The organism is Paracoccus amoyensis (assembly GCF_014490725.1).
Taxonomy (GTDB): domain Bacteria; phylum Pseudomonadota; class Alphaproteobacteria; order Rhodobacterales; family Rhodobacteraceae; genus Paracoccus; species Paracoccus amoyensis.
In genome coordinates, this window is the sequence record NZ_JACOQL010000001.1 from 81082 (window position 1) to 107166 (window position 26085).

The 26085-nt window shown below is 60.3% G+C and carries 24 protein-coding genes and 1 pseudogene; 16 read left to right on the plus strand and 9 right to left on the minus strand.

From position 1 onward, the window contains the following. Window positions 1-2 precede the first annotated feature (2 nt). Window positions 3-467 carry an arsenate-mycothiol transferase ArsC gene (locus H4P12_RS00430; protein WP_187792424.1) on the plus strand — a complete coding sequence of 155 codons (465 nt, stop codon included), beginning with the start codon at window positions 3-5 and terminating at the stop codon, window positions 465-467. Here H4P12_RS00430 and H4P12_RS00435 read toward each other — a convergent pair. Further along, entirely contained in the window at window positions 464-1363 is a 900-nt protein-coding gene (locus H4P12_RS00435) for a DMT family transporter (RefSeq protein ID WP_187791635.1), read from the minus strand. The genes H4P12_RS00430 and H4P12_RS00435 overlap by 4 nt on opposite strands. A 162-nt stretch (window positions 1364-1525) precedes the next feature. Further along, entirely contained in the window at window positions 1526-1756 is a 231-nt protein-coding gene (locus H4P12_RS00440) for a DUF1127 domain-containing protein (RefSeq protein WP_187791636.1), read from the minus strand. Window positions 1757-1893: 137 nt separating this feature from the next. On the opposite strand from H4P12_RS00440, the gene H4P12_RS00445 reads away from it, so the two are divergent. Continuing rightward, entirely contained in the window at window positions 1894-2760 is an 867-nt protein-coding gene (locus H4P12_RS00445; RefSeq protein WP_187791637.1) for a LysR family transcriptional regulator, read from the plus strand. A 79-nt stretch (window positions 2761-2839) separates the two neighbouring features. Beyond that, entirely contained in the window at window positions 2840-4417 is a 1578-nt protein-coding gene (locus H4P12_RS00450) for a class I SAM-dependent methyltransferase (protein ID WP_187791638.1), read from the plus strand. A gap of 27 nt (window positions 4418-4444) precedes the next feature. On the opposite strand, the gene edd is transcribed toward H4P12_RS00450, so the two are convergent. Next, window positions 4445-6247, minus strand: a complete 1803-nt coding sequence (gene edd, locus H4P12_RS00455; protein WP_187791639.1) for a phosphogluconate dehydratase — start codon at window positions 6245-6247, stop codon at window positions 4445-4447. Between the two features lie 179 nt (window positions 6248-6426). Here edd and H4P12_RS00460 point away from each other — a divergent pair, with 179 nt between their 5' ends. From H4P12_RS00460 to ftsY, 6 genes are all read left to right on the plus strand, one after another. Continuing rightward, a complete protein-coding gene (locus H4P12_RS00460; RefSeq protein WP_187791640.1) occupies window positions 6427-7620 on the plus strand; it encodes an RSP_2647 family RNA methyltransferase in 1194 nt (397 codons plus the stop codon). Continuing rightward, the gene (locus tag H4P12_RS00465; RefSeq protein WP_187791641.1) at window positions 7620-8159 is read left to right on the plus strand and encodes an RSP_2648 family PIN domain-containing protein; all 540 of its coding nucleotides are present in this window, start codon (window positions 7620-7622) and stop codon (window positions 8157-8159) included. The genes H4P12_RS00460 and H4P12_RS00465 overlap by 1 nt, the downstream gene beginning before the upstream one ends. A 63-nt stretch (window positions 8160-8222) precedes the next feature. Further along, a complete protein-coding gene (gene zwf, locus H4P12_RS00470; RefSeq protein ID WP_187792425.1) occupies window positions 8223-9683 on the plus strand; it encodes a glucose-6-phosphate dehydrogenase in 1461 nt (486 codons plus the stop codon). 2 nt (window positions 9684-9685) lie between these two features. Then, window positions 9686-10357, plus strand: a complete 672-nt coding sequence (gene pgl, locus H4P12_RS00475) for a 6-phosphogluconolactonase (RefSeq protein WP_187792426.1) — start codon at window positions 9686-9688, stop codon at window positions 10355-10357. A gap of 19 nt (window positions 10358-10376) precedes the next feature. Further along, window positions 10377-11987 carry a glucose-6-phosphate isomerase gene (gene pgi, locus H4P12_RS00480; RefSeq protein ID WP_187791642.1) on the plus strand — a complete coding sequence of 537 codons (1611 nt, stop codon included), beginning with the start codon at window positions 10377-10379 and terminating at the stop codon, window positions 11985-11987. Between the two features lie 109 nt (window positions 11988-12096). Next, entirely contained in the window at window positions 12097-13131 is a 1035-nt protein-coding gene (gene ftsY, locus H4P12_RS00485; RefSeq protein ID WP_187791643.1) for a signal recognition particle-docking protein FtsY, read from the plus strand. A 64-nt stretch (window positions 13132-13195) separates the two neighbouring features. Here the strand turns inward: ftsY and hisG are convergent, their stop codons facing one another. Genes hisG through hisS form a run of 3 tightly spaced genes read right to left on the minus strand, consistent with a single transcriptional unit; the run spans window position 13196 to window position 16415 of the window. Beyond that, window positions 13196-13879 carry an ATP phosphoribosyltransferase gene (gene hisG, locus H4P12_RS00490; protein WP_187791644.1) on the minus strand — a complete coding sequence of 228 codons (684 nt, stop codon included), beginning with the start codon at window positions 13877-13879 and terminating at the stop codon, window positions 13196-13198. Continuing rightward, window positions 13876-14934 (minus strand): ATP phosphoribosyltransferase regulatory subunit, encoded by a 1059-nt coding sequence (locus H4P12_RS00495; protein ID WP_425498200.1) that lies wholly within the window; start codon window positions 14932-14934, stop codon window positions 13876-13878. The genes hisG and H4P12_RS00495 overlap by 4 nt, the downstream gene beginning before the upstream one ends. After that, window positions 14934-16415, minus strand: coding sequence for a histidine--tRNA ligase (gene hisS / locus H4P12_RS00500; protein WP_187791646.1), 1482 nt, complete (start codon window positions 16413-16415; stop codon window positions 14934-14936). The genes H4P12_RS00495 and hisS overlap by 1 nt, the downstream gene beginning before the upstream one ends. 52 nt (window positions 16416-16467) lie before the next feature. On the opposite strand from hisS, the gene H4P12_RS00505 reads away from it, so the two are divergent. The 5 genes and pseudogenes from H4P12_RS00505 to ispG all read left to right on the plus strand — a co-directional run bounded on the left by H4P12_RS00505 (window position 16468) and on the right by ispG (window position 20339). Continuing rightward, the gene (locus H4P12_RS00505) at window positions 16468-16701 is read left to right on the plus strand and encodes a SlyX family protein (RefSeq protein WP_187791647.1); all 234 of its coding nucleotides are present in this window, start codon (window positions 16468-16470) and stop codon (window positions 16699-16701) included. Between the two features lie 183 nt (window positions 16702-16884). Then, window positions 16885-18176 (plus strand): annotated as a pseudogene (locus H4P12_RS00510) (adenylosuccinate synthase). A gap of 76 nt (window positions 18177-18252) precedes the next feature. Then, window positions 18253-18465 (plus strand): DUF2842 domain-containing protein, encoded by a 213-nt coding sequence (locus H4P12_RS00515; RefSeq protein ID WP_187791648.1) that lies wholly within the window; start codon window positions 18253-18255, stop codon window positions 18463-18465. Between the two features lie 11 nt (window positions 18466-18476). Beyond that, window positions 18477-19127 (plus strand): thiamine diphosphokinase, encoded by a 651-nt coding sequence (locus H4P12_RS00520; RefSeq protein WP_343069741.1) that lies wholly within the window; start codon window positions 18477-18479, stop codon window positions 19125-19127. 78 nt (window positions 19128-19205) lie between these two features. Continuing rightward, window positions 19206-20339 carry a flavodoxin-dependent (E)-4-hydroxy-3-methylbut-2-enyl-diphosphate synthase gene (gene ispG / locus H4P12_RS00525; protein ID WP_187791650.1) on the plus strand — a complete coding sequence of 378 codons (1134 nt, stop codon included), beginning with the start codon at window positions 19206-19208 and terminating at the stop codon, window positions 20337-20339. A 55-nt stretch (window positions 20340-20394) separates the two neighbouring features. Here the strand turns inward: ispG and moaA are convergent, their stop codons facing one another. Continuing rightward, window positions 20395-21408: a GTP 3',8-cyclase MoaA gene (gene moaA / locus H4P12_RS00530; RefSeq protein ID WP_187791651.1), complete on the minus strand. Its 1014-nt coding sequence runs from the start codon at window positions 21406-21408 to the stop codon at window positions 20395-20397. A gap of 120 nt (window positions 21409-21528) precedes the next feature. On the opposite strand from moaA, the gene H4P12_RS00535 reads away from it, so the two are divergent. Beyond that, window positions 21529-22050, plus strand: a complete 522-nt coding sequence (locus tag H4P12_RS00535; protein WP_246448760.1) for a hypothetical protein — start codon at window positions 21529-21531, stop codon at window positions 22048-22050. Here the strand turns inward: H4P12_RS00535 and H4P12_RS00540 are convergent. Beyond that, a complete protein-coding gene (locus H4P12_RS00540; protein ID WP_187791652.1) occupies window positions 22038-22712 on the minus strand; it encodes a DNA alkylation repair protein in 675 nt (224 codons plus the stop codon). The genes H4P12_RS00535 and H4P12_RS00540 overlap by 13 nt on opposite strands. Before the next feature lie 115 nt (window positions 22713-22827). On the opposite strand from H4P12_RS00540, the gene aroA reads away from it, so the two are divergent. Continuing rightward, window positions 22828-24159: a 3-phosphoshikimate 1-carboxyvinyltransferase gene (aroA, locus tag H4P12_RS00545; protein ID WP_187791653.1), complete on the plus strand. Its 1332-nt coding sequence runs from the start codon at window positions 22828-22830 to the stop codon at window positions 24157-24159. Window positions 24160-24194: 35 nt separating this feature from the next. Here aroA and H4P12_RS00550 read toward each other — a convergent pair whose 3' ends face one another. Next, window positions 24195-26084, minus strand: coding sequence for an AMP-binding protein (locus tag H4P12_RS00550; RefSeq protein WP_187791654.1), 1890 nt, complete (start codon window positions 26082-26084; stop codon window positions 24195-24197). Between the last annotated feature and the right edge of the window lies 1 nt (window position 26085).

Genomic DNA, 26085 nt, shown 5'->3' on the forward strand with positions numbered 1-26085 from the left:
TGATGCAGGGCAAGTTCCCCCATTCGGTTCTGTTCTGCTGCGATCACAATGCCATCCGCTCTCCTATCGCGGAAGGCATGATGAAGAAATTCTATGGCCGTGCCGCCTATGTGCAGTCGGCGGGCGTCAAGAACGACATGGAGGTGGATGGGTTTGCCATTACCGTCTGTGACGAAATCGGGGTGAAGATTGCCAACCATCGCAGCCGCAGTTTCGAGGAAATGCAGGATTGGGGCGACGATTTGGGAGGCTTCGATCTGATTGTGGCCCTGTCCCCTGCAAGTCAGCGTCTGGCGTTGGAAATGACGCGAGTGTTTCATCTGGATGTCGAATATTGGCCGATCATGGACCCGACCGGTCTGGCCGAGGGGCGAGCGGCGAAACTCGCCGTTTATCGGCAGACCCGCGATCAGATACAGGCAAAGATGATCGAACGCTTTGGCCCGCCGACCGAACCGCAGGACTAGGCCTGCGCGTTCGATTCGCGGTTTTCTTCGGCCAGCAGCCACAGCGATGCGCCAATGATCAGCGCCGAGCCCAGCCACATTGATCCCGGTGGCACAAAGCCGAATGCCAGAACGCCCAGAATGACGTTGAACGGCAGTTTGACATGGTCAAACGGTTGCAGAAACGCAGCATCGGCGACGGAATAGGCGCGGGCCAGCGCATATTGCGCCAAAGCCGTCAGCAGACCGGCAATCAGAAGCGCCAACATGGCGTAAAGCCCTGCCACAGCAAAGCCGCCGGCGCCGGGCACCACTGTCAGAACCGCATTCAGGGGCGTCATCAGCGCCAACAGATACAGGGTCAGTGTCTCGGGGGTTTCGGTGGCGGTCATGCGTTTGGTCATCAGCGAGGCGGCTGCCCACAGGGCTGCGGCGCCGACCGGGGCCAGCGCCCAAGGGGTAAAAGCCTCGGACCAGGGCGCAAGGATGATCGACCCGCCAATGAAACCCACGATCACCGCAAGCCAGCGGGCGAGGGTCACCCGCTCCTGCAGCCAAAGCGATGCCCCGATGGTGACGAAGAACGGCGACAGCATTATCAGTGAAATGGCCTGCCAGATCTGGACATGGGCAAGGCCAAATGTCCAAAGCTGCACCCCGCCCACGCCAAACGCCACGCGCAAAATATGGGCGGGCAGGTGCCGTGTCTTGAATGCGGCCAGCCCGACGCCCTGCCATGGCAGCAGCGCGATCAATGCGATGCCGTATTGCCAGAAGGTCGCCGTTGGCGCGGCCACGCCCAATTTCATCGTCACGAATTGCAGCAATGTGTTGACGCATGCAAACAACGCACCCGCGCCGATCATCAGCAGTGCGCCCTGCATCGCGGGACCGGATCTTGAGGGGGCAGAGGTCATTCGCACGGCTCCTGTCATACGTCTTGGCCTGATCAAAGGCAGACAGAAGCGCTTTTATGCGTTCCGGCGCGGCTGCCGGAAAGGATCTGCACCCCGCCCCAAGATCGCAGCCATATGGCCGCAACCCTCAGATAGGGCGAGGTGTTTGCGCTGGCAAGCCACTCAGTGGCGACGCCAGTTTGACGGCACGTCCCACATCGGACGCTCAAGTTCTGCGTCGACATCATCACGGGTCAGGCCGATATCGTAAAGCTGATCGTCGCTGAGCTGCGACAGGTCGACCCGGGTTCGATGCAGAGCCAGCATCGTCCGAATGCGCTGGATCCAGTTCGAACGCGGGATGCCAGCGTATCCGGCAGCTACATTCGGCACAGCATTGCATTTGTCAGTCATTGATCTGCTCCGTTTATCCGTCGCATCACGACAAGTGATGGGTGTCCTCTGTTTGATTTCAGTAATTGATATATGGGCCGGTTTGATGTATTTTAAAAACGAATGGTTTTGATCTGAAACATCAGAGGAACTGATCGATGCGCAATCTGGATATCGCCACGCTGCGGTCGCTTCAGGCGGTTGCGGAATATGGCACCGTCACCCGCGCCGCTGATGCGCTGAACATGACGCAAAGCGCGTTATCGATGCAGATGAAGCGGTTGGAAACGCAGTTTCAGCGCCCGGTCTTGGAAAAGCAGGGTCGTGGGGTCGTGCTGTCGGTTTTCGCTCAGGAGTTGCTGACGGAAAGTCGGAAGCTGGTGGCACAGAATGATGCGATCCTTGCCCGTTTCGCGGGGCAGCAGCCCTCGGGCCGTCTACGGCTTGGGCTGACGACCGACTGGATGTTTGTTCATGTTCCCAAGGCCGTGCGGCATTTTCGTGAAGCTAATCCTAACATTGAAGTCGTAATCAGCGACGGCCGCACCAGCGTGTTGCGCCAGCTTTTTCGGCAGGGCGATCTGGACCTGATCCTGACGACGGAATTCGACTGCCCGTCCGGGGCGCAGCATCTGTTAAAGGCCGATCTGGCGTGGTTTGGCGCCGTTGGCGGCGATGCCTGGACCAAACGCCCGCTGCCGCTGGCGAACTCACCATCCTGCGCATATTTTCCCAAAGGCCTTACCGCGCTGGAGGCTGCTGGCATCAAGTGGGAACATGTTCCCGGGATCGGCGATTGCGAGGCGAATCAGGTGCTGACGGCGGCCGATCTGGGGGTAAATATTTACCCGCGCGCGCTGCCACAGCCGGGGCTGGAGGTGATTGACCATGGCGGATCTTTGCCGCCATTGCCAGCGACGTGGTTGAATATCTACATCACCGATGGACCAGCCAAGGCAGCCGCAGCCGAATTCGCGGGTTTTCTGCGCCGCGCGGTCTGCGAAGTGACCGCCGTCGCCGCATAGTCCAGCGATATCGACCAAGAAATGACTTCCCTCATAAGTTGATACCGGTCATTGTGCCGGCGACTTTTGGGGAACTTCCATGATCGATGACCTCTCGCGCCTGGCGATATTGAATGGCACCGACAAGTTCGGTTTGCATGACTATACCCCGGTTTACTTCGATCTTCTGAAGGATTTGCAGGATCAGACGCTGCGAATGATGGAAATTGGCGTGGGCGGCTATGGCTATCCTGATCGCGGCGGCGAGTCGCTGGCGACATGGCGCGATTTTCTGCCCAATGCTTTCGTTGTCGGTATCGACATCCAACCAAAGACGATGGACCTTGGTCCGCGTGTGAAAATTCTGCAGGGCAGTCAGGTGGACGCAGAATTTTTGGCAGATGCCGTCAAGACCTATGGTCCCTTTGATGTCATTCTGGACGATGGCAGCCATTTGAATGAACATGTGGTCGAGACTTTCGGCCTGCTGTTCCCGACATTGGCGCCCGGTGGGATTTATATCGTCGAAGATGTGCAGACCGCGACCTTTCCGAAATACGGAGGATCGTTAGAGCTGAGCGAGCCGAACATGGTCGGCTTTTTTGCTGCCATGGCCGAAGGTTTGTTCAACGGCAAAGACCTTGGCGACGTTGCCGCGATCGAGCGGTTTCACAATATCATCGTTATTCACAAACGGGATGCGCAAGGGCGAGGGCCGACGGCGGAAGACAATCGGTATGTCAGATCGGCGGACGAGGCCGGACTGGCTCGCCACACCGCATCGCCCGACGTTTTCATCGACGCGGACAGGCTGAACGCACTGGCCGATTCCTGTGACGACGGGCAGGTTGCTATTGTCCATGGCGAGAAACGGGACTGTCGGCTTTTGCAGGAATTGTTCCTGCACATAGATCATCGCGAGATCAGGGTCCATTTCCCGACCGCACCCATCCATGACGCGGCAAAATCTGTCATTTCGATGGCGGTGTATCCGGGGCAGGCAGTTCTGGTGGCAGGCGATAACGACTATCCGTCGAACTTCGCGTTTGATACCGCCAATCCCAGAGTCGTTTCAGCGATCGCGGAAATGGCCCAAGCCATTCAGGATGAGGCCGCAACAGCCAACGGTATTCTGATGTATCTTTCCGTGAGTCAGAAAATGCAGCAAGTCCAGAATTGCGATGAATATATAGAGCGGTTGGCGGCGCTGAAATCGACGGATCGCCGTTATTATCGTTTGGCCATAGCCAGCGCGATGGCGAAGAATGATTGGACCAAGACGGTATCTTTGGGGCGGGAGGCCCTGCAACATCATTCGGACGATCCACAGTTCAGTGCAAATCTGGCCCGTGGACTTCGCTTCACGGATGGTGTGGACGCGGCCCACGATATGCTGAGTGCGGCTTATCAGAAGATGCCCCGTGCAATGCCGATCATCAATGGGTTGGCCAGCCTTAAAGTCGCGAAAGGCGATGTGGATGGCGGGATCCAACTGCATGAAATATGTGTCGAACTTACCAGACCGCACGCAAGGGCCAAGCGGCTTCAGGACTTGCTGAAACTTTGCCGTGCAAAACAGAAACCGGAGGCGTCCCGCCGCGTCGCCGAAAAGCTGCTTGAATATACGCCGGATGATCCCGACGCATTGGACGTTTTGCAAAAGACGACCAGCCGCTGATCAAAGCGACTGGCCGTCGGCAATGTGTCAGACCACGACGCCTGCGCCTTCGGTCGCGGGTCCGGCAACGGCGCGGAACACCGCAAACATTTCCCGGCCCATCCCTTCGGCATTGTCCGAGCCGTCAAATGGCACGGGTTTGCGATCCGCGAAGGTGTCCGTCAGGTTTTCGATCACGCCCATCACCGCATCAAGCCGGATGACATCTCCGTCCCGCACTCGGGCCAGCGGACCACCCACCGAGGCTTCGGGAGAAATATGAATTGCTGCCGGAACCTTGCCCGATGCGCCGGACATGCGGCCATCCGTGACCAAAGCAACCTTCAATCCGCGATCCTGTAACACGGCAAGCATTGGCGTCAGCGAATGCAGTTCGGGCATGCCGTTGGCGCGTGGCCCCTGAAAACGCACGACGACAATCGTGTCTTCGGTAAATTCGCCGTTCTTGAAGGCAAGTTTGACCTGCTCCTGATCGCTGAAAACACGGGCCTTGGCTTCGATGATGTGGCGTTCGGGGGCAACTGCGCTGACCTTGATCACACCGCGACCCAGATTGCCCTCCAACTGCTTTAGCCCCCCCGTCTTGGCGAACGGTTCCGAGGCGGGACGCAGGATTTTGTCGTTCAACGTATCCTTGGCGCCTGCATCCCAACGGATGCGTGCTCCATCCAGTTTCGGCTCGGCCGTGTAGCCATCCAGACCCGTCCCGTTGATGGTCTTGACGTCAGGGTGCAGCAGGCCAGCCTCCAGCAGTTGGCCGATCATGTAGCCGATGCCGCCAGCGGCGTGGAAGTGGTTCACATCCGCCAGGCCGTTGGGATAAACGCGGGCCATCAGCGGCACGGCTTCGGAAATGTCGTGGAAATCCTCAATATCAATCAGGATGCCAGCGGCTTTTGCCATGGCCGGAATATGCATGACCAGATTGGTCGAGCCGCCGGTGGACATCAGTCCGACCATGCCGTTGACAAAGGCTTTTTCATCAAGGACTTCGCCAGCCGGCAGATAGTCGTTGCCCAGTTTGGTGATGGCGGCGGCGCGTTCGACGCCGGCGATCGTCAAGGCTTCGCGCAGCGGGGTATTTGGGTTCACGAAGCTGCTGCCGGGCAGGTGCATGCCCATGAATTCCATCAGCATCTGATTACTGTTGGCGGTGCCATAGAAGGTGCAGGTGCCCGGCGAATGATAGGATGCCATTTCGGCCGCCATCAGCACGTCGCGGCCCACTTCGCCCGATGCGAATTGCTGACGCACTTTCGACTTTTCGTCATTGGGCAAGCCCGAAGGCATCGGACCGGCGGGCAGGAATACGGCCGGAATATGGCCAAAGGTTCCTGCCGCCATTACCAGCCCGGGCACGATCTTGTCGCAAACGCCCAGATACAGCGCCGCGTCAAAGCAATCATGGGACAGCGCGACACCCGCAGCCAGCGCGATCACGTCGCGCGAAAACAGCGACAGTTCCATGCCTGCGCGACCTTGGGTGACGCCGTCGCACATTGCGGGAACGCCACCAGCCACCTGCACGGTCGCGCCCGCGGCATGGCCAGCCTTGCGGATCAGGTCGGGATAACGCTCGTAGGGCTGATGGGCCGACAGCATATCGTTATAGGCCGTCACGATCCCGATATTGGGTTTGCGCGTCGCGACGAAATCTTCCTTGTCGGGCATCGCGGCATAAACATGGGCCTGATTGCCGCAGGACAGATGTGCGCGGCGCGGCCCTTCTTCGGCGGCACGGGCGATTTTTTTCAGATATGCATCTCGGCTGGAATGCGAACGATTTCGAATGCGGTCGGTAACACGATCAATAGTGGCGTGAAGGCTCATAAGATTGGCTCCCCTAGCTTGTGACCAGTATAGCCCGTTAGCGATAACAGTTCAACTATCACTTGTGGACTGAACCCAATCAATTGCCAGTGCGAAGCGAATATTCGGCAATTGCAAACTCTGGCACGCTTGTGCCGGCGCGGGCGTCGTGCCAGATCAGCCATGAAAGGATACCATCCATGACCGATCTCCCCGTTATACGGCTGCGCCCGAAATCCAAGCCACAGGCGATCCGCCACGGCTTTCCATGGGTATATGAAGATGAAGCCGTGCTGGACCGCCGCACGCGCAATCTTCAACCAGGTAGTTTCGCGCTTCTTGAGGATGCCGAGCGTAAGCCGCTGGCGACGGTCACGGTCAACACCAACTCAAAGATCGTTGCACGCGTCATGGATGCCGCGCCGGACGCGGTGATTGACGGCGAATGGCTGCGCACACGCCTGACGCGCGCGTATCAGATGCGCGAACGGCTGTATGATGCGCCGTTCTATCGGCTGGTGCATGCGGAAGCTGATGGTTTGCCTGGGCTGATCGTCGACCGTTTTGGTGATGTTGCGGTCATGCAGCCCAACGCCGCTTGGGCCGATGCCATGGCCGACCAGATTGCTGATGCGCTGGTCAGTGTTGTTGGCGTTTCGACCGTTGTTCTGAATGGGCAGGGGCGGGCACGCAGTCTGGAAGGGCTGGATGAGCGGATGGAGGTCATTCGTGGCGCCACGCCCGCCGCACCGGTTCAGGTGCAGATGAATGGCGCGGTCTATCTGGCCGATGTGATGGGCGGTCAGAAGACCGGGATCTTCTACGATCAACGCCCGAACCAGGCCTTTGCGCAGCGTCTGGTCAGCGGGGGCGACGTGCTGGATGTGTTCAGTCATGTTGGCGGCTTTGGCTTGGCGATGTTGGCTGCTGGCGCAGAAAGCGCGACCTGTGTTGACGGCAGCGCCGCGGCGCTGGATCTGGCAAAGGGCGGTGCCCGGGAAATGTCTGCCGACAGCCGCTTGACGGTCCTGCAATCGGACGCCTTCAAGGCATTGGAAAAGCTGGCCGAAGAGGGTCGCCAATTCGACGTCGTGATCTGCGACCCGCCTGCATTCGCGCCTGCGAAACAGGCGCTTGAGGCGGGTTTGCGTGCGTATGAACGCGTTGCCAAATTGGCCGCGCCGCTGGTCAAACCGGGCGGCTATCTGGGTCTTTGCAGTTGCAGCCATGCTGTTGATCTGACGCAGTTTCGCAATGTCTCGGCGCGGGGAATCGGTCGTGGCGGACGACGTGGGGTGTTGATCCACAGCGGCGGGGCTGGTCCCGATCACCCGACCTTGCCGCAACTTGCTGAAACTGGCTATCTGAAAGCACTGTTTTTCAGGCTGGACTGATGCGGGCGGTTCTGGACGCCAATGTGCTGTTTCCGACGATCCTGCGCGAGATTTTGATGGATCTGGCGCGGATAGGGTTGTTTCAGCCTTTGTGGTCCGGGCGTATTCTGCAGGAATGGCGGCACGCTGCGGCGCGACTTGGCCCCGATCAGGAACAGGTCGCGGGCGCGGAAATCGCACTTCTGACCTATCAGTTCCCGGACGCAGCCATGCCGGATGACGGTGATCTGACAATTGATCTGAATTTTCCGGATCCGGCAGACCGTCATGTCGTCGAGGCTGCACTGTCTGGCCGCGCATCGCATATAGTCACCGCGAATCTGCGGGATTTTCCGTCGCATCTGTTGGCGCCACTTGCCATCCGCGCAATTCATCCGGATGCCTTTCTGATAGAACACCACAAACACCATCCACGGCAGGTTGTAACTGCGGTGCAGTCGGCCCGCGACAAGGCGGCGCGTTTGGGCGGTGACATGACTGTTGCCGAGATGTTGAAGCGTTCGCGCCTGCCGCGACTTGCCAAGGCGGTGAGAGGTTGAAACGGGTTGCCGTTATCGCTAACAAACTTTTAAGTCGAAAGTGCTGACGAAATGGAGGACAGCATGGTCTCTCGCGTCATTCCGGTGGATGATTTTGATCTGGTGATTTTCGGGGCAACCGGCGATCTGGCACATCGCAAGATCATTCCGGGTCTTTTCCGTCGTTTCGTGGCCGGGCAAATCCCCGATACCGCGCAAATCATCGGTGCGGCGCGCACCGAACAAAGCGACGATGATTTTCGCGCCGAGGCGGCGAAGTCGATTGTCGAATTTGGTGGTGTCAAAAAGGATGATCCGGCGCTGGCCCAGTTTCTGCCGTTGCTGAGCTATGTCCCGATTGATGCAAAAGGCGATGGCGGCTGGAAAGAGCTGAAATCCCGGATGCGCAAGCGAGCGATCCACGCCTTTTACTTCTCGGTCGCGCCGGCGTTGTTCGGCGACATCGCTGAACGTCTGGCAAAGAACGGGATCGCGGATTCGAAAAGCCGGATCGTGGTGGAAAAGCCATTTGGCCGCGATCTGCAAACGGCGCGGGCGCTGAACAAGATGCTGGCGCAGTATTTTGCGGAAGAGCAGATTTACCGCATCGACCACTATCTGGGCAAGGAAACCGTCCAGAACCTGATGGCCGTGCGCTTTGCGAATATCCTGTTCGAACCGCTGTGGAATGCGCAATATATCGACCATGTCCAGATCACGGTTGCTGAAACCGTGGGTGTGGCGGGGCGCGGCAGTTACTATGATAAATCCGGCGCGATCCGCGATATGGTGCAAAACCACATGATGCAGCTTCTGTGCCTGATCGCGATGGAGCCGCCCTATCATTTCGATCCCGACGCGGTTCGCGATGAAAAACTGAAGGTCATTCGCGCATTGGAACCGGTCGAAGCCATCGACATCGTTCGCGGCCAGTATCAGGCGGATGAGGATGGCGACGGCTATTTGGCCGATTCCGAAAATCCCGATTCCCGCACCGAAAGCTATGTCGCGATGAAGGTTCGCATCTCGAACTGGCGCTGGCAGGGCACGCCCTTCTACCTGCGCACGGGCAAGAAATTGCGTGCACGGACCAGCGAAATTGCCATCACCTTCAAGGAACCGCCACATTCGATTTTCGAGGATGCAGGCACCTCGGGTGCACCCAAGGCGAATGAACTTGTCATTCGCCTGCAACCCAACGAAGGCATGAACCTGAAGGTCATGATCAAGGAACCGGGTCCGGGCGGCATGCGTCTGGTTCAGGTGCCGCTGGACATGACCTTTGCGGATGCGCTTGGCCCCGAAGGCGCGGATATGCCTGACGCCTATGAACGCCTGATCATGGATGTGATTCGCGGCAACCAGACCCTGTTCATGCGCGGGGATGAGGTCGAGGCCGCATGGGCATGGACCGATCCCATCATCAATGCCTGGGAAGAAAGCAAAAACCGCCCCGAGCCGTATGATTCGGGATCGTCCGGCCCGGAAGAGGCGTTGCGCCTGATGCACCGCGACAATCGCCGATGGAAGGAGATTCGCGCATGACCATGGAGTTGGTGGAATATCCCGATCGCGAAATGCTGTCGCTGTCGCTGGCAGACCGGATTGCCTCGCAATTGGCGCAAAACCTGCGCTCGAATGACGGGGCCAGCCTGTGCCTGCCGGGCGGTACCACGCCGATACCGGTTCTGGAAACCCTTAGCGGGACTGATCTGGAATGGGATCGCATCACGGTTTTTCTGGGTGATGAACGCTGGGTCGATGGGGAACATCCGCGCTCCAACAGCCGCTTGCTGCGGCGGCATCTGCTGAAAGACAAGGCGGCGGCGGCGACTTACATCGACCTGTATACGAGGGATGCCGAACCCGAAGAGGCCGAAAGCAAGCTGGCCGAGGCTTTGACGCCGCTTTTCCCGATCACGGTGACGATGCTGGGCATGGGCAATGACATGCACACCGCCAGCCTGTTTCCCGATGCTGACCAGTTGGCGCAGGCCATGGCCGCAGATGCGCCGCTGGTCATGGCGATCCGGGCCGATGGCGCGGGCGAGCCACGTATCACGCTGACTCGTCGCGCGTTGGAGAATTCGATGAATATCCACCTGCTGATTATGGGTCGGGACAAGCGCGAAACGCTGGAGCGTGCGTTGAAGCTTGATCCAAGCGAAGCACCGATCCGGGCTTTCCTTGATAACGCGACCGTTCATTGGGCGGAATAAGCCGAAGGAGATTTCCATAATGACCGATATCTGGAACCGGCTGAAATCCTTGCGAAAGTCGCAGGGAGATGCGCGTATAAGCGGCTTGTTCGATGCCGATCCCAACCGTGCGCAGGCGTTCAGCACCGAAGCTGATGGCATGCTGTTCGATTGGTCCAAGACCATGATCGACGCGGGCGCCCGCGATCTGCTGCTGGATCTTGCGAAGGGGGCGAATGTCGAAGCCCGCCGTGACGCCATGTTTGCGGGCGAAAAGATCAACGAAACCGAAGGCCGCGCCGTTCTGCACACCGCCCTGCGCAACCTGCAAGCCAGCGTCACGGTTGATGGTCAGGATGTCATGCCCGAGGTCCGCCGCATCCATGATCTGATGGCCGCGTTTGCCAATGACGTGCGCTCTGGAGCGTTCAAAGGGCAGGGCGGCAAGATCACCGATGTGGTCAATATCGGCATCGGCGGATCGGATCTTGGGCCGTATATGGCGACGCTGGCGATGGCGCCTTATCACGATGGCCCGCGCACCCATTTTGTCAGCAATGTCGATGGCGCGGATATTGCCGATACGCTGAAGGGTCTGGACCCGACGACGACACTTGTCATCGTGGCCTCGAAAACCTTTACCACCATCGAAACGATGACCAACGCGAAAACCGCGCGCGACTGGATGGCCAAATCGGTCAGCAATCCGGCGGCACAATTCGCGGCCTTGTCATCGGCCGTGGATAAAACGGCCGCCTTCGGCATCGACGAATCCCGCGTTTTCGGTTTCGAAGATTGGGTCGGCGGGCGTTACTCCGTCTGGGGGCCGATCGGTCTGTCGCTGATGCTGGCCATCGGGCCAGAGCGCTTTGATGAGTTTCTGGCCGGCGGCGCGGCGATGGATGCGCATTTCCGCACAGCCCCACTGGCGGAAAACCTGCCGGTGTTACTGGCGCTGGTTGGCGTCTGGCACCATCAGATTTGCGGCTATCCGACACGCGCGGTGCTGCCCTATGACAATCGCCTGCTGCGTTTGCCCGCCTATCTGCAACAGCTGGAAATGGAATCGAATGGCAAGCGCGTCGCCATGGACGGCAGCGACCTGACGCAGCCTTCTGGCCCCGTCGTCTGGGGTGAGCCCGGCACCAACGGTCAGCATGCCTTTTATCAGCTGATCCACCAGGGCACGATGCCCGTGCCCTGCGAATTCGTCCTTGCGGCACGCGGGCATGAACCCGATCTGGCGCATCATCACATCCTGCTGGCGGCCAACTGTCTGGCCCAGTCCGAGGCATTGATGCGTGGCCGCAGCCTGGACGAGGCGCGGGCGCTGATGGCGGCCAAAGGCCTGACCGGCGCGGAACTGGACCGTCAGGCCCGTCACCGCGTCTTTCCGGGCAACCGCCCCTCGACCACGCTGCTGATCCAGCAACTGACGCCGTATACGTTGGGCCAGATCGTCGCGCTGTATGAGCATCGCGTCTTTGTGGAAGGGGTCATCCTTGGAATCAACAGCTTTGATCAATGGGGGGTCGAGCTTGGCAAGGAGCTGGCGCTGAAGGTCGAACCCTTGCTGGAGGGCAAACCGTCGCCCGATCACGATCCGTCTACGGAACATCTGGCGCAGGTATTCCGGCAGATGCGCGGATAAAACAGGGGCTTCGGCCCCTTTTTCTTTGGATCCCATCCATCCGCTTGGGTCCGGGCTTTCCCTCGGTCCTCGCAATGTTTAGGTTCTTGCCGATCACAAGGAAGCGGAAATGTCGTTTTTTACCAAACTGCGCGAGCGGCTGACACGGTCTTCATCGAAAATCGGTGAGGGGCTGGATGATATCGTGTCCGAAGGCACGCCCGAAGATGTCGCGGCAAAGCAGCCTCAGCCGCAAAATGATCCTGCCATTGCCGCGCCAGCCTCGGGTCTGGTCGGGCGTCTGTTTGGCCGCGCAGATGGCACCCCGGAACAGCCGCGCCGCGCGCTTGACGATGACATGCTGGAAGAGCTTGAGGATATGCTGGTCCAGGCCGATCTTGGCGTTGAAACAGCGCTGCGCGTGACAGCCAATATTGCCGAAGGGCGCATGGGCCGCCGCCTTTCCGTGACAGAGCTGAAAGAGCTTCTGGCGGCCGAGATTGCCCGGATCATGACCCCCGTCGCACGTCCGCTACCGCTTTATCCGAAAAAGCCACAGGTGGTTCTGGTGGTTGGTGTCAATGGCGCTGGCAAGACCACGACCATCGGCAAATTGGCCAGCCAGTTCCGTGCGGCGGGGAAATCCGTCGTCATCGCCGCAGGCGATACATTCCGCGCCGCCGCAGTCGAACAGTTGCAGGTCTGGGGCCAGCGCGCCGGTGTTCCGGTCATGGTTGCCGCTCAGGGATCGGACCCTGCCAGCCTGGCCTTTGACGCCATGGCCAAGGCCGAGGCCGATGGCGCCGATTTGCTGTTGATCGACACGGCCGGACGGTTGCAGAATCGTCAGGACCTGATGGAAGAACTGGCTAAAATCGTCCGTGTTATCCGTAAGAAAGACCCGTCCGCACCGCATAATACCTTGCTGGTTCTGGATGCGACGACGGGGCAGAACGCGCTGAATCAGGTCGAAACCTTCCAGAAGCTTGCGGACGTGTCAGGCCTTGTCATGACGAAACTGGACGGCACGGCACGCGGCGGGGTTCTGGTGGCGCTGGCCGATAAATTCGGCCTGCCGATCCATGCAATCGGCGTGGGCGAACAGATCGACGATCTTGATGCCTTCGACGCAGAAGATTTCGCCCGCGCCCTCGTCGGGCTCTGATTTCTTCTTTGCCCAAATACCCTCGGGGGAGGCCCTGAAAGGGCCGGGGGGCGAAAGCCCCCGATCAGACTGCCACGCCCAGTTGCGCCAGAAACCGGGCCATCTCGGGGCCATCTGCTGCCACACGATTTGCGAATAGGGTCGCCTGCGACCTTAAAATCGGTTCCTCCGACAGAATCTTCAGGTTGTTGGCCTGCAAGGTCGCGCCCGAACTGGTGATATCGGCAATCGCCTCGGCCGTCTGGTTTGCAACCGTTCCTTCGGTCGCACCCTGACTGTCGACCAACTGATAATCCGCGACCTCATGTTCGGCCAGCCATGCCCGAACCAACCGGTGATATTTTGTTGCGATCCGCAGGCGAAAGTCATGTGCGGCGCGAAAATCACGCGCGATCGAGGTCAGATCATCCAGATTGTCGCAATCGCGCCAGCAATCCGGCACGGCAAGGATCAGATCGGCATGCCCAAAACCCATCGGCGTAATTTCAATCAGATCCGACGCCCAGCCCGGCAGCTTTTCCCGCACCAGATCGGTGCCGGTCACGCCCAGCTCGATCCGTCCGGCAACCAGTTCCCGCGGAATTTCGCCCGCAGACAGCAGCACCAGAGAGACATCGTCGGCCCCCTCGACCCGGCCTGCATATTCTCGATCCGACCCGCTGCGCGACAGCCGCACGCCGCGATCCGCGAACCAGTCGAATGTCTGTTCCATCAACCGCCCCTTCGAGGGCACGCCCAAACGGATCATTGAACAGCCTCCAGTTCCGCGATCAGGCCCGGGCGAATGATGCCGCCAACCGCCGGAATGGCGCGCCCCTTGCCCAGCACGGCCATCAGCGCGTCGTAGCGACCGCCCGAGGCAACCGGCGGCCAGTCCGCACGCGCTGCTGTAAAGGTAAAGGTGAAGCCGTCATAATATTCCATCGTCGTGCGGCCATGGCTGGCATCAAAGATGATGCTTGCCGGATCTATCCCTAACCCAGCTATCGCTGTGAAACGCGACGCGATCTGTTCGACCGCAGGGGCAATCGCGGGGAAGTCTTCGGCAAAGCCGCGCAGCTGTGTCACCGCCTCCGGGGCAGAGGCACGCAGGTTGAAAAGCTGGTTCAGCCTGTCGCCCCATTCCGCGGCCAAGGGCGGCTCGTCGCGATCGGCCATCAGCCGGGCGATCCGAACCGTCATTTCTTCGGGGCTGCGAAGGCCTGACCATGTTGCCTGACTGTCCGACAGGCCCAACCCGCGTGCCGGGCGCGAAAAGCGATCCAGCATCCGCTGAAAACGCCGGGGCCGCCAGACATGGTGCAACAGCGCGTCCTTTCGCGCCGTTGACAGGGGCAGGCCACGCACCGCGTCCATCAGCAGGGCCATATCGCCCGTCTCGGCGGACAGGTCATAGCCCTGCAACTGCCGGTGAAACAACGCGAAAACCTCGGCGTCGGCGTCAGGATCACGGGCGAACAATTCGAACCCGCATTGCAGATATTCATTGTCGCGCGCATTTTCAGGGCGCAGATCGCCCATATCCTGCTTGCGAAAAACCTCGCCCAGATAGCAGTAACGGGCAGGTTCGGCGCCATGCTCCATATGCATCTGAACGACGGGCACCGTAAAATCCGGGCGCAGCATCACTTCGCCACGGATCGGGTCGATGGTGACATAGGCGCGGGCGCGAATATCTTCGCCATAAAGATCCAGCAGGGTTTCGGCAGGCAGCAGGATGTCCGGCGCAACCTCGACCGCGCCCGCAGCCCGGAAACCATCCAGCAGGCGTTGCCCGATCCGTTGCTTGTCGCGCTTGGCGATCATCCCAGTATTCGCTTCACTTCCGCGACCAGTTCGGCCCGAGGGACTTCTGTCTGCGCAGGCTGCGCCTTCCATTCGTCGTGGCTGGCCTCGGCCGCGATCTTTGCACCCAGAACCAGATCCTTGACCTGCACCATGCCGCGATCTGCCTCATCCCCGCCCTGAATGATGGCAACGGGTGCGCCACGCTTGTCCGCATATTTCAACTGATTGCCGAAATTCTTGGGATTGCCCAGATAAATCTCGGCGCGGATGCCTGCTGCCCGCAACTCGGCTGCCATGGCCTGATAATCGGCCATCCGGTCGCGATCCATGACCGTCACGACGACGGGCCCCTGTTCGGTCTGTCCGGCCAGCCCCTTGGCCCGCAGCGCCGCCAGCAGACGGTCCACGCCAATGCTGACACCAGTCGCCGGAACCTTCTGGCCGGTGAATCGCTCAACCAGCCCGTCATAGCGACCACCGCCGGCAACGCTGCCGAACTGGCGCTTGCGACCCTTTTCGTCGAGGATTTCAAAAGTCAGTTCGGCCTCGAAAACCGGACCCGTGTAATAGCCAAGACCGCGCACGATGGACGGATCAATCACGGCCCGATCCGCACCCACGCCCATGGCTGCCAGCATATCGGCGATCTGCGCCAGTTCATCCACGCCCTCGCGGCCGATGACAGCTTCGCCGACAGCCGCGCGCAGGTTCTTTAGCGTCGCGGCGTTGTCGCTGCCCTTCGATGTCAGAAAGGCCAGAACCGGCGCTGCCTGTGCTTCATCAAGGCCAACGCCATCAATGAACGCGCCGCTGTCGTCCTTGCGGCCCTTGGTCAGCAGCGCCAGCACCCCGTCGCGCCCTACCTTGTCGAACTTGTCGATGGTGCGCAGCACATCATCGGCCTGATCTTCACGAACCTGCGCTGCTTCCAGCACGCCGTTCAATACCTTGCGGTTGTTGATCCGCACGATGTAATCGCCACGCGCAATGCCCACGGCTTCCAACGCATCGGCCAGCATGGCGCATACTTCCGCATCGGCGGCCACCGAGGCGCTGCCGACCGTATCGGCATCGCATTGATAAAACTGCCGGAACCGCCCCGGTCCGGGCTTTTCATTGCGCCAGACAGGGCCCATCGCATACCGGCGATAGGGGCTGGGCAGGTCATTGCGAAATTGTGCCGCTACCCGCGCCAGCGGTGCGGTCAGGTCATAGCGCAGGGCCAGCCAATCGCCCGTGCCGCCCCCCGGCACAGCCTCTTCCTGCCAGGCAAAGACACCAGCATTCGGACGGTCCACGTCGGGCAGAAATTTTCCCAGGGCCTCGACCGTTTCGACGGCGCTGGTTTCCAGCGGGTCAAAGCCATGGCGATGATAAACCTCGGCGATCCGGTCAAGCATGTGCTTGCGTTCGGTCACATCCGCGCCAAAATAGTCACGAAAGCCCTTTGGCGTCTCCGCCTTGGGACGGGGCTGTTTTTTCTGATCTTTTGCCATGGTCCTGCGCCTTTCCGGCCAATCCGTGGTTGCTCTAACGGAAGGGGCCGCGATGAACAAGAACTCGGGGACAAATGTCGAGGCCAGAATCCAGCAATTAGAGGAAACAATCGCCCATATGAGCCGCTTGTCCGAAGAGCTGAACGAGGTGATCGCCCGTCAGGATGCCGAAATCACCCGTCTGACGCAGCGGGTGGAAATGCTGTGGCGCCATGCCGCCGAACAACAGGCAGATGCCGAATCCGGCACGATCCCCTTGGCTGACCAGCGCCCGCCCCATTGGTGAGCGCCCGCTTTTTCTTCTTTGCCGAAATACCCCGGGGAAGCCTTGTCACCCCCCGTTGAGGGGGTGACAAGGCTGGGGGCAGCGCCCCCTTTTATTCCTTACCGGTAAATCGCCGCTTTCCCCCGGCTGTTGCTTGGGCTAGATCATTTCGCGGACATTTTTCGGGCAATGGAAGGACCGGTCATGGCCAATGTGGTGGTAGTCGGCGCGCAATGGGGCGATGAGGGCAAAGGCAAAATCGTTGATTGGCTCAGCGAACGTGCCGATGTGATCGCGCGTTTTCAGGGCGGACATAACGCGGGCCATACGCTGGTCATCGGTGACAAGGTTTTCAAGCTGTCGCTGTTGCCTTCGGGGATCGTGCGGGAAAACAAGCTGGCGGTGATCGGCAATGGCGTCGTTCTGGACCCGTGGTCGCTGTTCGCCGAGATCGACAAGCTGGCAGGTCAGGGCGTCAAGATCACGACCGATAACCTGATGATCGCAGAGAATACGCTCTTATCCTGCCGTTGCATCAGGATCTTGATAAGCTGCGCGAAGAAGCCGCAGGCAAAGCCAAGATCGGAACCACAGGCCGCGGCATCGGCCCTGCCTATGAAGACAAGGTTGGCCGTCGCACCATCCGCGTCGCCGATCTGGGCGATGAAGAAACGCTGGATGCGCGTCTTGACCGTTTGCTGGCGCACCACGATGCGTTGCGTCAGGGGCTGGGCGCCGAGCCGATCGACCGCGCCGATCTGAAAGCCAAGCTGCTGGAGATCGCGCCCAAGCTGTTGCCCTATGCGCAGCCTGTCTGGAAGATCATGGGCGATGCGCGCAAGGCCGGGAAGCGGATTTTGTTCGAAGGCGCGCAGGGCAGCTTGCTGGATATTGATTTCGGCACCTATCCTTATGTCACCAGTTCGACCACCATGTCGGGAATGGCCGCTTCGGGCACCGGCATGGGGCCGGGGGCGATCGGCTTTGTGCTGGGTATCGTCAAGGCCTATACGACCCGCGTGGGCGAAGGCCCGTTTCCAACAGAGTTGTTCGACGAGGATGGTCAGCGCCTGGGCGAACGGGGCCATGAGTTTGGCACCGTCACCGGTCGCAAGCGCCGCTGCGGTTGGTTCGATGCCGTGCTGGTGCGCCAGACTTGTGCGATCTCTGGTGTGAACGGAATTGCGCTGACCAAACTGGATGTTCTGGACGGGTTCAAGACGCTGAAAATCTGCGTGGGCTATGAGATCGACGGCAAACAATACGACTATCTGCCGACCGCCGCCGCTTTGCAGGCCAAGGTGAAGCCGATCTATGAAGAGATGGAAGGCTGGTCGGAATCGACCGCTGGCGCGCGCAGCTGGGCAGAGTTGCCTGCGGCGGCGATCAAATATGTGCGCCGTGTCGAAGAACTGATTCAGTGCCCGGTCGCCTTGCTGTCGACCAGTCCTGAACGCGACGATACGATTCTGGTTACCGATCCCTTTGCGGATTGATCTGTCAGGCTGGGGGATTTTGCATCCCCCAGACCCCCGGCAGGATATTTGAACACAGAAGATCAAGGAGCGGTGCATGAACCTGAAGACGCGCAAGCGGCTGTCGCTGCTGATCCTTATTCTGGGTTTGCCGGCATATATCATTGTGGCGGTAACGCTGGTGAACTGGATGGACGCCCGTTGGGGGCGCCAGCCGATTTGGGTCGAGTTGCTGGTTTATGTCATTCTGGGCATCATTTGGATCGTGCCGCTGAAGCGTGTTTTTACCGGCATAGGTCGGGAAGAATGACGACGGCCGTGGTGAGCGCAGATCATGGCGTGACCGTGGTCGGCGGTGGTCTGCTGGCACGATCGGATTTGCGTGATGCCCTGAATGTGGCACCGGTTCTTGTTGCCGCCGACGGTGGTGCCGATCATCTGCTTGAATTTGGTCTGATGCCCGATTGGGTGATTGGTGATCTGGACAGCCTGAGCGATTCAGCGCGGCATGTCATACCGGCCATGCAGATTGTCGTGGTGGCCGAGCAGGACAGCACCGACTTTGAGAAATGCCTGAGCCGTATTTCTGCGCCCTTTGTCATTGCCGTCGGTTTTGCCGGGCTGAGATTGGACCACACGCTTGCGGCGCTGTCGGTGATGGTGCGGAGCGGGTGGCCACCGGTGATCATGCTGTCTTCAGATGATCTGGTGTTTCTGGCGCCTTCTCGAATCGATCTGCCTTTGTTGCCGGGAACGCGGGTATCGCTGTATCCGATGGGGCCAGCCCGTGGGCAAAGCCGCGGGTTGGTCTGGCCGATCGACGGATTGCAGTTTGCCCCGGATGGTCGCGTCGGGACGTCGAACCGTGCGGAAGGCGCCGTCTGTCTGGAGATTGACGGTCCCATGTTGGTGATGCTGCCACGCGATACGCTGGGCATTGTTCTGACCGCACTGGGCCTGCGCGCGGCGTAGCGCGATCACAGCCTTGTGGGGCGGTTGCCGATGGGCGCAGGATGGCTTATCTGCAAGGCCGAACCCGGAGGTCGAAAAATGTCGCTGAACCCGATCCGCCCATGGCGCAATATCGAGCGGCGGAAATCCCGTCAGATCATGGTTGGGAATGTTCCCGTTGGGGGCGATGCCCCGATTTCGGTGCAGACCATGACCAACACGAATGGTCACGATGTCAGGGCGACGCTGGATCAGGTGATCCGGGCGGCAGAGGCGGGCGCGGATATCGTCCGCATTTCGGCCCCCGACCAGGAAACGACGCGGGCGCTGAAAGAAATTTGCCGCGAAAGCCCTGTGCCGATCGTTGCGGATATCCATTTTCATTACAAGCGCGCGATTGAAGCGGCCGAGGCTGGCGTGGCCTGTTTGCGGATCAACCCTGGCAATATCGGGGATGCGACGCGCGTCCGCGAGGTGATCAAGGCGGCGCGCGATCATGGTTGCTCGATGCGGATCGGCGTGAATGCGGGCTCTCTGGAGCGGCATCTGCTGGAAAAATATGGCGAGCCTTGCCCTGATGCGATGGTCGAATCCGGGTTGGATCATATCAAGATCCTTGAGGATAACGACTTTCACGAATTCAAGATCAGCGTGAAAGCGTCGGATGTTTTCCTTGCAGCCGCAGCCTATCAGAAGCTGGCGGATGCGACCGATGCGCCGATCCATCTGGGGATTACCGAAGCGGGTGGCTTTGTCGGCGGCACGGTCAAGTCGGCTGTCGGTCTGGGCAATCTGTTGTGGATGGGCATTGGCGATACGATTCGCGTCAGTCTGTCTGCTGATCCGGTCGAGGAAGTGAAGGTCGGCTTCGAAATTCTGAAATCCCTCGGGCTGCGGACGCGCGGTGTGCAGATCATTTCCTGCCCGTCCTGCGCACGTCAGGGCTTTGACGTGATCAAGACCGTCGAGGCGTTGGAAAAACGGTTGGAACACATCAAGACGCCGATGAGCCTGTCAATCATCGGCTGTGTCGTGAATGGCCCCGGCGAGGCGCTGATGACCGATATCGGCTTTACCGGCGGCGGTGCGGGCAGTGGGATGGTCTATCTGGCTGGCAAGCAAAGCCACAAGATGTCGAACGATCAGATGATCGATCAGATCGTTGGATTGGTCGAGGAGCGGGCCCGGAAGATCGAAGCCGAAAACGCGGCGACCGAGACGGCGGCCGAGTAAGCCGGGGCGCTTCGCCCCCGGACCCCCGAGGGTATTTCAGCAAAGCAGAACAAGCCTAGCCGCCGGTATGGCTCATATGCCGGGTCATCTGGCCGCCAATCGTCTGGCGCGAGTAATCGAAATCGTGGCCTTTGGGTTTGTGGGCGATGGCCGAGCGGATGGCGGCGCGTAGCGGTTCATCATCTTGGCTGGTGCGAAGGGGCGCACGCAGGTCGGCGCGGTCTTCCTGGCCCAGGCACATGAAAAGCTCACCCGTGCAGGTGACGCGGACGCGGTTGCAGCTTTCGCAGAAATTATGGGTCAGCGGCGTGATGAAGCCGATCTTCTGGCCCGTTTCTTGCAGACGGACATAGCGGGCAGGGCCGCCGCTGCGTTCGGCCAGATCGACCAGCGTATAGCGGCCGGCAAGTTGTGTCCGCAGGTCAGTCAGCGGCCAGTATTGGTCCAACCGGTCCTCATTGCCCAGATCGCCCATCGGCATGACCTCGATGAAGGTCAGGTCGTGGCCTTCGTCGCCGCACCATTTCACCAGATCGAACAATTCGTCGTCGTTCACACCTTTCAGCGCGACGGCGTTGATCTTGACGCGCAATCCGGCCCGTTGCGCTTTTTGGATGCCGTCCAGCACCTGTGGCAGGCGGCCCCAACGGGTGATCCTGGCGAATTTGTCATCGTCAAGCGTATCCAGCGAGACGTTCACGCGGCGCACGCCGCAATCGACCAGCTCATCTGCGAAACGGCCTAGCTGGCTGCCATTGGTGGTCAGGGTCAGTTCATCAAGGCCCTTGTCCAGATGCCGGGACATGTTCTGGAAGAAACTCATGATGCCGCGACGGACCAATGGTTCGCCGCCCGTGATCCGCAGCTTTCGCACGCCCAGCCCGACAAAGGCGCTGCACAGGCGGTCAAGTTCCTCGAGCGTCAGAAGCTCTGCCTTGGGCAGGAATTGCATGTGTTCGGACATGCAATAGACGCAGCGAAAATCGCAGCGATCCGTCACCGAGACACGAAGATAGGTGATCGGTCGTGCGAAGGGGTCGATAAGCGGGGCGGCGGCTGCGTGATCCATGGCTTTAATATAGGGCGTGACGCCCCATAGGCACAAGTTCTGCCGATCACGTGACTGCCGGTGGCGCTGTCTTGTCGCAGCGGTTAGGCTGAGGCAAATCGCGGACTCAAGAGGAACAAGATGCGTAACTTGACCACCGGGCTGACCTTGACGGCTTTTGCCGCAGTCCTTTCCGCCTGCACGCCGGGTGCGACGACCAGCTCCAGCCGCCCTGCATCGCAAAGCGCGCCGGCAGAGGCGCCGAAAACTGATCTGACGCCCGCGCAGGTTGCGGCGGCAACGGCGATCACCCGCGCACCTGCGCCGCGTGCTGCGGCCCGCGCGACGGCGTCGCAACTGGATACGACGACTGCGGAACAGCGTGCGGCGGCGGCAAAGCCCAGCGAGGCTGCAGAAAGCAAGCTGGGCACGACTGTCGCCTCCCTGGGCAACCCGAGCGAGGGTGGTTTCTGGATCAAGACGCCGCTGGTCAAGGAACGTGGCATCGGACGCATCGTCAACCCGGCCAATGGCAAATCCGCCAAAGTCGATCTGATCCCGCTGGAGGGGGCCGGCACCGGGTCGCAGGTGTCATTGCCAGCGATGCAGTTGTTGGGAATTTCGCTGACCGACTTGCCGACGATCGAGGTTTACCGGTCCTGAATCAGTCGCGTCGCTTCGCGCCGTGCGAAAGGCTGCATTCGTGCCCCGTATTCGGTCAGAAAGGCCGTCACGCGGGGCGCGTCGCGTTTTGACAGATCGCGCAGCCACCATGCGATGGCTTTCTGAATGAACCATTCACGTTCATCGACCAGCGATGCGGCCCAGCCCAGGATGCGTTCGCGTTGCTGCAGTTCAGCCTGTTTCGGATTGTTCATCTTGGCCCATGGCAGGGTGCCGACCAATGCTGCGCGGCGGGTCCACATGTTTGGATGTTCCAGCCAGAACTGCACCTGATCCAGCCGGTCGGGATCTGCGATCAGGCGTTTCTGACCGGCGATCATCGTGCTGTCGGCAATCGACCAACCGTCAAAGTCTTGGGCCCAAGCGGCGATCATCGTCCACGCCTCTTTATCTGGCCTGATGCGTGCCTGTGTCAGCAGCTTGGCCGCTGCGACACGGGCTTCGTGGATATTGCTCTCCCACAAGTCCGAGGCCAGTTGCAGCCTTGCGTCAAGATCACGTTCGGCCCGCCAGCCCTGCACCAATTCGTCGATCTGGGGGTTGGTGACGCCCAGATAACGACGGTCTACCTTGTGATAATGTGCCATTTGCTGCGCTTTTTCGGGATCGGCCAAGGCGATCAGGCTGTCCAGTTCCGTCATCAGGCTTCTCCTTGTGTTCAGGTCTTTTAGAAGCCGTGCCGGAAACCCTCAAGAAGGTGGTGGCGGCAGGCGGATGGTAGCGATAAAAGGTCTGGGCAAAATACGAGGTTTTCCCATGTCGCACTCTGCCGAACCCACGCCAATGACCTCTCGTCGTTCCGGGCCGTTGGCCGGAATCGCACAAGTGCCGGGGGACAAGTCGATCAGCCATCGTGCGCTGATCCTTGGGGCGCTGTCGGTGGGTGAGACGAAGATCACCGGCCTGCTGGAAGGGCAGGACGTGCTGGACACGGCCAAGGCGATGGCGGCATTCGGGGCCAAAGTTGAACGGCATGGGCCGGGGGAATGGACGGTCAACGGCGTGGGCGTCGGCGGGTTTTCCGACCCGGAAGGCGTGATCGACTGTGGCAATTCGGGGACCGGCGTGCGCCTGATCATGGGGGCGATGGCGACCACCGGGATTACCGCGACATTTACCGGCGATGCCAGCCTGTCGCGCCGCCCGATGGCGCGGGTGACGGACCCGCTGGCGATGTTCGGGGCGCAGTTCACGACACGCGAAGGCGGGCGATTGCCGATCACCATCAAGGGCGCGACCGATCCGATCCCGCTGACCTATCGCACGCCTGTGGCCAGTGCACAGATCAAATCGGCGATCCTGCTGGCCGGTCTGAACGTGCCAGGCGATACGGTCGTGATCGAAACAGAGCCGACCCGCGACCATTCCGAACGGATGCTGGCGGGCTTTGGCGCGCAGATCACATCCGAGACGACAGCCGAAGGTCATGTCATCACCCTGACCGGTCGTGCCGAATTGAAGGCACAGCCGGTTGCCGTGCCGCGTGATCCCTCCAGCGCAGCATTCCCCGTGGCTGCGGCGCTGATCGTGCCGGGGTCCGAAATCCGCGTGCCTGGCGTCAGCCGCAACCCGACGCGTGACGGGCTTTATACGACACTGCTGGAAATGGGCGCGGATATCACCTTCGAAAACCAGCGCGATGAGGGTGGAGAGCCTGTCGCCGATCTGGTCGTGCGCTATGGCAAACTGAAAGGCGTCAGCGTCCCGGCGGATCGCGCCGCCAGCATGATAGACGAATTTCCGATCCTGTCCGTGGTCGCCGCTTTCGCCGAGGGAAAGACGGTGATGAATGGCGTTTCGGAACTGCGGGTCAAGGAAAGCGACCGCATCGATGCCATGGCCCGCGGTCTGGAAGCCAATGGCGTCACGGTCGAGGAAACCAAGGACAGCATGACGGTTCACGGCATGGCAGCGGTTCCGGGCGGAGGCACGGCGGTTTCACATCTGGATCACCGGATCGCCATGTCGTTCCTTGTGCTTGGTCTGGCAAGTGAACAGCCAGTCTCGGTTGATGATGGCAGCCCGATTGCGACCTCTTTCCCTGATTTCCTGCCGCTGATGCAGGGGCTGGGCGGCGATTTGGGCTGAACGTCACGGCTGGTCGCACGGTGGCCAGCCGCGATTTAGGTCTGCGGATAGCCGATTGATTTCAGCGCCACGGTGATTTCATCCAGCACCACCGGATCTTCGATGGTGGCGGGGGTTTTGAACGCCTCGCCATCGGCTATCTTGGCCATGGTTGCCCGCAGGATCTTGCCCGACCGGGTCTTGGGCAACCGGTCCACGACGCAGGCAGTCTTGAAGGCCGCGACCGGACCGATCTTGTCGCGCACCATGTTGACGACATCTTTCACCACCTGATCGTGCGGCGTGTTGACGCCGCTTTTCAGGCATAGAAAGCCGATGGGGGACTGACCTTTCAGGCTGTCGGCGACGCCGATCACCGCGCATTCCGCTACGTCTGGATGGCTGGAAAGCACCTCCTCCATCGCGCCGGTGGACAGGCGGTGACCCGCGACGTTGATGACGTCATCGGTGCGCGCCATGATGTAAAGATAGCCGTCTTCGTCGATATAGCCTGCATCGCCTGTCTCGTAATATCCTGGAAAATGGTCCAGATAGCTTTTGCGAAAGCGGTCCTCGGCGTTCCACAGCGTCGGCAGGGTGCCGGGGGGCAGGGGCAGTTTGATGGCGATTGCGCCCAGCGTGCCGTCGGGCAGGGGGTGCCCCTCATCGTCAAAAATCTGCACGTCATGGCCGGGCATCGGAACCGAGGGGCTGCCCAGCTTGGTTGGCAGCGTTTCAACCCCGATCGGGTTTGCGGCAATGGCCCATCCGGTTTCCGTCTGCCACCAGTGATCGATGACCAGGATGCCCAGATGATTTTGTGCCCATTTGACCGTTTCGGGATCGGCGCGTTCGCCGGCCAGAAACAGCGCCTGCAGATCATGCAGCTTGTAGCGCCTGATCCATTCGCCGGTCGGGTCTTCGCGGCGGATTGCCCGCAAGGCGGTCGGTGCGGTGAAGAAACTTTTGATCCGATGGTTCTGGATGATGCGCCAGAAGACCCCGGCATGGGGCGTGCCAACGGGCTTGCCCTCGAACACCACGGTCGTTGCCCCTGCGATCAGCGGGCCATAGCAGATATAGCTGTGACCCACGACCCAACCCACGTCCGAGGCCGCCCAGAAGCGGTCGCCCTCGTGGATGTTGTAGATATTGTTCATTGACCATTGCAGTGCGACCAGATGGCCCGCCGTGTCTCGCACGACGCCCTTGGGTTGCCCGGTGGTGCCCGATGTATACAGAATATAGGCGGGATGATTGCCCTCAACCGGGACGCAATCGGCTGGTGTGACGCCATATTGAAAGCCGTGCCAGCTGACGTCGCGCCCTTCGACCAACTGGGCGACTTCCTGTTCACGCTGAAAGATGACGCAGAAGTCGGGCTTGTGCCGCGCCTGATCAATTGCGGCGTCCAGCAGCGGTTTGTAATGGACAACGCGGTTCGGTTCCAACCCGCAAGAGGCGGCGATGATCGCCTTGGGCTGGCAATCGTCGATGCGCACGGCAAGCTCATTCGCGGCAAAGCCCCCAAAGACAACCGAATGAACCGCGCCAAGGCGGGCGCAGGCCAGCATCGCCTCTAACGCCTCGGGGATCATCGGCATGTAGATGATGACGCGGTCGCCCTTCTTTATCCCTTTGGCGCGTAGCGCACCGGCCAGCGAGGCGACGCGATCCTGCAACTGCCTGAAGGTGATGCCCTTGGTCGAGAGCGTGATCGGGCTTTCATGCATGATCGCGATCTGGTCGCCGCGCCCGGCCGCGACATGGCGATCAACTGCGTTCCAGCAGGTGTTGACCATGCCATCTGCGAACCATTCGCCGACCGGACCCTGGTCGAAATAGGCGTGGCTTGGTTTGCGGTCCCAGTCGATGGCGTCGGCCTGCGCCATCCAGAAACCCTCGGGATCGGATTTCCAGCCCTCATAGACCTCGCGATAACCCATG

Excerpts from the sequence above, each read along its gene's own strand:
- H4P12_RS00440 (WP_187791636.1), bottom strand. The coding sequence starts at position 1,756 with ATGACTGACAAATGCAATGCTGTGCCGAATGTAGCTGCCGGATACGCT.
- H4P12_RS00535 (WP_246448760.1), top strand. The coding sequence starts at position 21,529 with ATGCGTAACTTGACCACCGGGCTGACCTTGACGGCTTTTGCCGCAGTC.
- H4P12_RS00450 (WP_187791638.1), top strand. The coding sequence starts at position 2,840 with ATGATCGATGACCTCTCGCGCCTGGCGATATTGAATGGCACCGACAAG.
- H4P12_RS00430 (WP_187792424.1), top strand. The coding sequence starts at position 3 with ATGCAGGGCAAGTTCCCCCATTCGGTTCTGTTCTGCTGCGATCACAAT.
- H4P12_RS00505 (WP_187791647.1), top strand. The coding sequence starts at position 16,468 with ATGAACAAGAACTCGGGGACAAATGTCGAGGCCAGAATCCAGCAATTA.
- edd (WP_187791639.1), bottom strand. The coding sequence starts at position 6,247 with ATGAGCCTTCACGCCACTATTGATCGTGTTACCGACCGCATTCGAAAT.
- pgl (WP_187792426.1), top strand. The coding sequence starts at position 9,686 with ATGGAGTTGGTGGAATATCCCGATCGCGAAATGCTGTCGCTGTCGCTG.
- H4P12_RS00445 (WP_187791637.1), top strand. The coding sequence starts at position 1,894 with ATGCGCAATCTGGATATCGCCACGCTGCGGTCGCTTCAGGCGGTTGCG.
- ispG (WP_187791650.1), top strand. The coding sequence starts at position 19,206 with ATGTCGCTGAACCCGATCCGCCCATGGCGCAATATCGAGCGGCGGAAA.
- H4P12_RS00465 (WP_187791641.1), top strand. The coding sequence starts at position 7,620 with ATGCGGGCGGTTCTGGACGCCAATGTGCTGTTTCCGACGATCCTGCGC.
- moaA (WP_187791651.1), bottom strand. The coding sequence starts at position 21,408 with ATGGATCACGCAGCCGCCGCCCCGCTTATCGACCCCTTCGCACGACCG.
- H4P12_RS00550 (WP_187791654.1), bottom strand. The coding sequence starts at position 26,084 with ATGGGTTATCGCGAGGTCTATGAGGGCTGGAAATCCGATCCCGAGGGT.
- hisG (WP_187791644.1), bottom strand. The coding sequence starts at position 13,879 with ATGATCCGTTTGGGCGTGCCCTCGAAGGGGCGGTTGATGGAACAGACA.
- H4P12_RS00540 (WP_187791652.1), bottom strand. The coding sequence starts at position 22,712 with ATGACGGAACTGGACAGCCTGATCGCCTTGGCCGATCCCGAAAAAGCG.
- H4P12_RS00515 (WP_187791648.1), top strand. The coding sequence starts at position 18,253 with ATGAACCTGAAGACGCGCAAGCGGCTGTCGCTGCTGATCCTTATTCTG.
- ftsY (WP_187791643.1), top strand. The coding sequence starts at position 12,097 with ATGTCGTTTTTTACCAAACTGCGCGAGCGGCTGACACGGTCTTCATCG.
- aroA (WP_187791653.1), top strand. The coding sequence starts at position 22,828 with ATGTCGCACTCTGCCGAACCCACGCCAATGACCTCTCGTCGTTCCGGG.
- hisS (WP_187791646.1), bottom strand. The coding sequence starts at position 16,415 with ATGGCAAAAGATCAGAAAAAACAGCCCCGTCCCAAGGCGGAGACGCCA.
- zwf (WP_187792425.1), top strand. The coding sequence starts at position 8,223 with ATGGTCTCTCGCGTCATTCCGGTGGATGATTTTGATCTGGTGATTTTC.
- H4P12_RS00435 (WP_187791635.1), bottom strand. The coding sequence starts at position 1,363 with ATGACCTCTGCCCCCTCAAGATCCGGTCCCGCGATGCAGGGCGCACTG.
- pgi (WP_187791642.1), top strand. The coding sequence starts at position 10,377 with ATGACCGATATCTGGAACCGGCTGAAATCCTTGCGAAAGTCGCAGGGA.
- H4P12_RS00460 (WP_187791640.1), top strand. The coding sequence starts at position 6,427 with ATGACCGATCTCCCCGTTATACGGCTGCGCCCGAAATCCAAGCCACAG.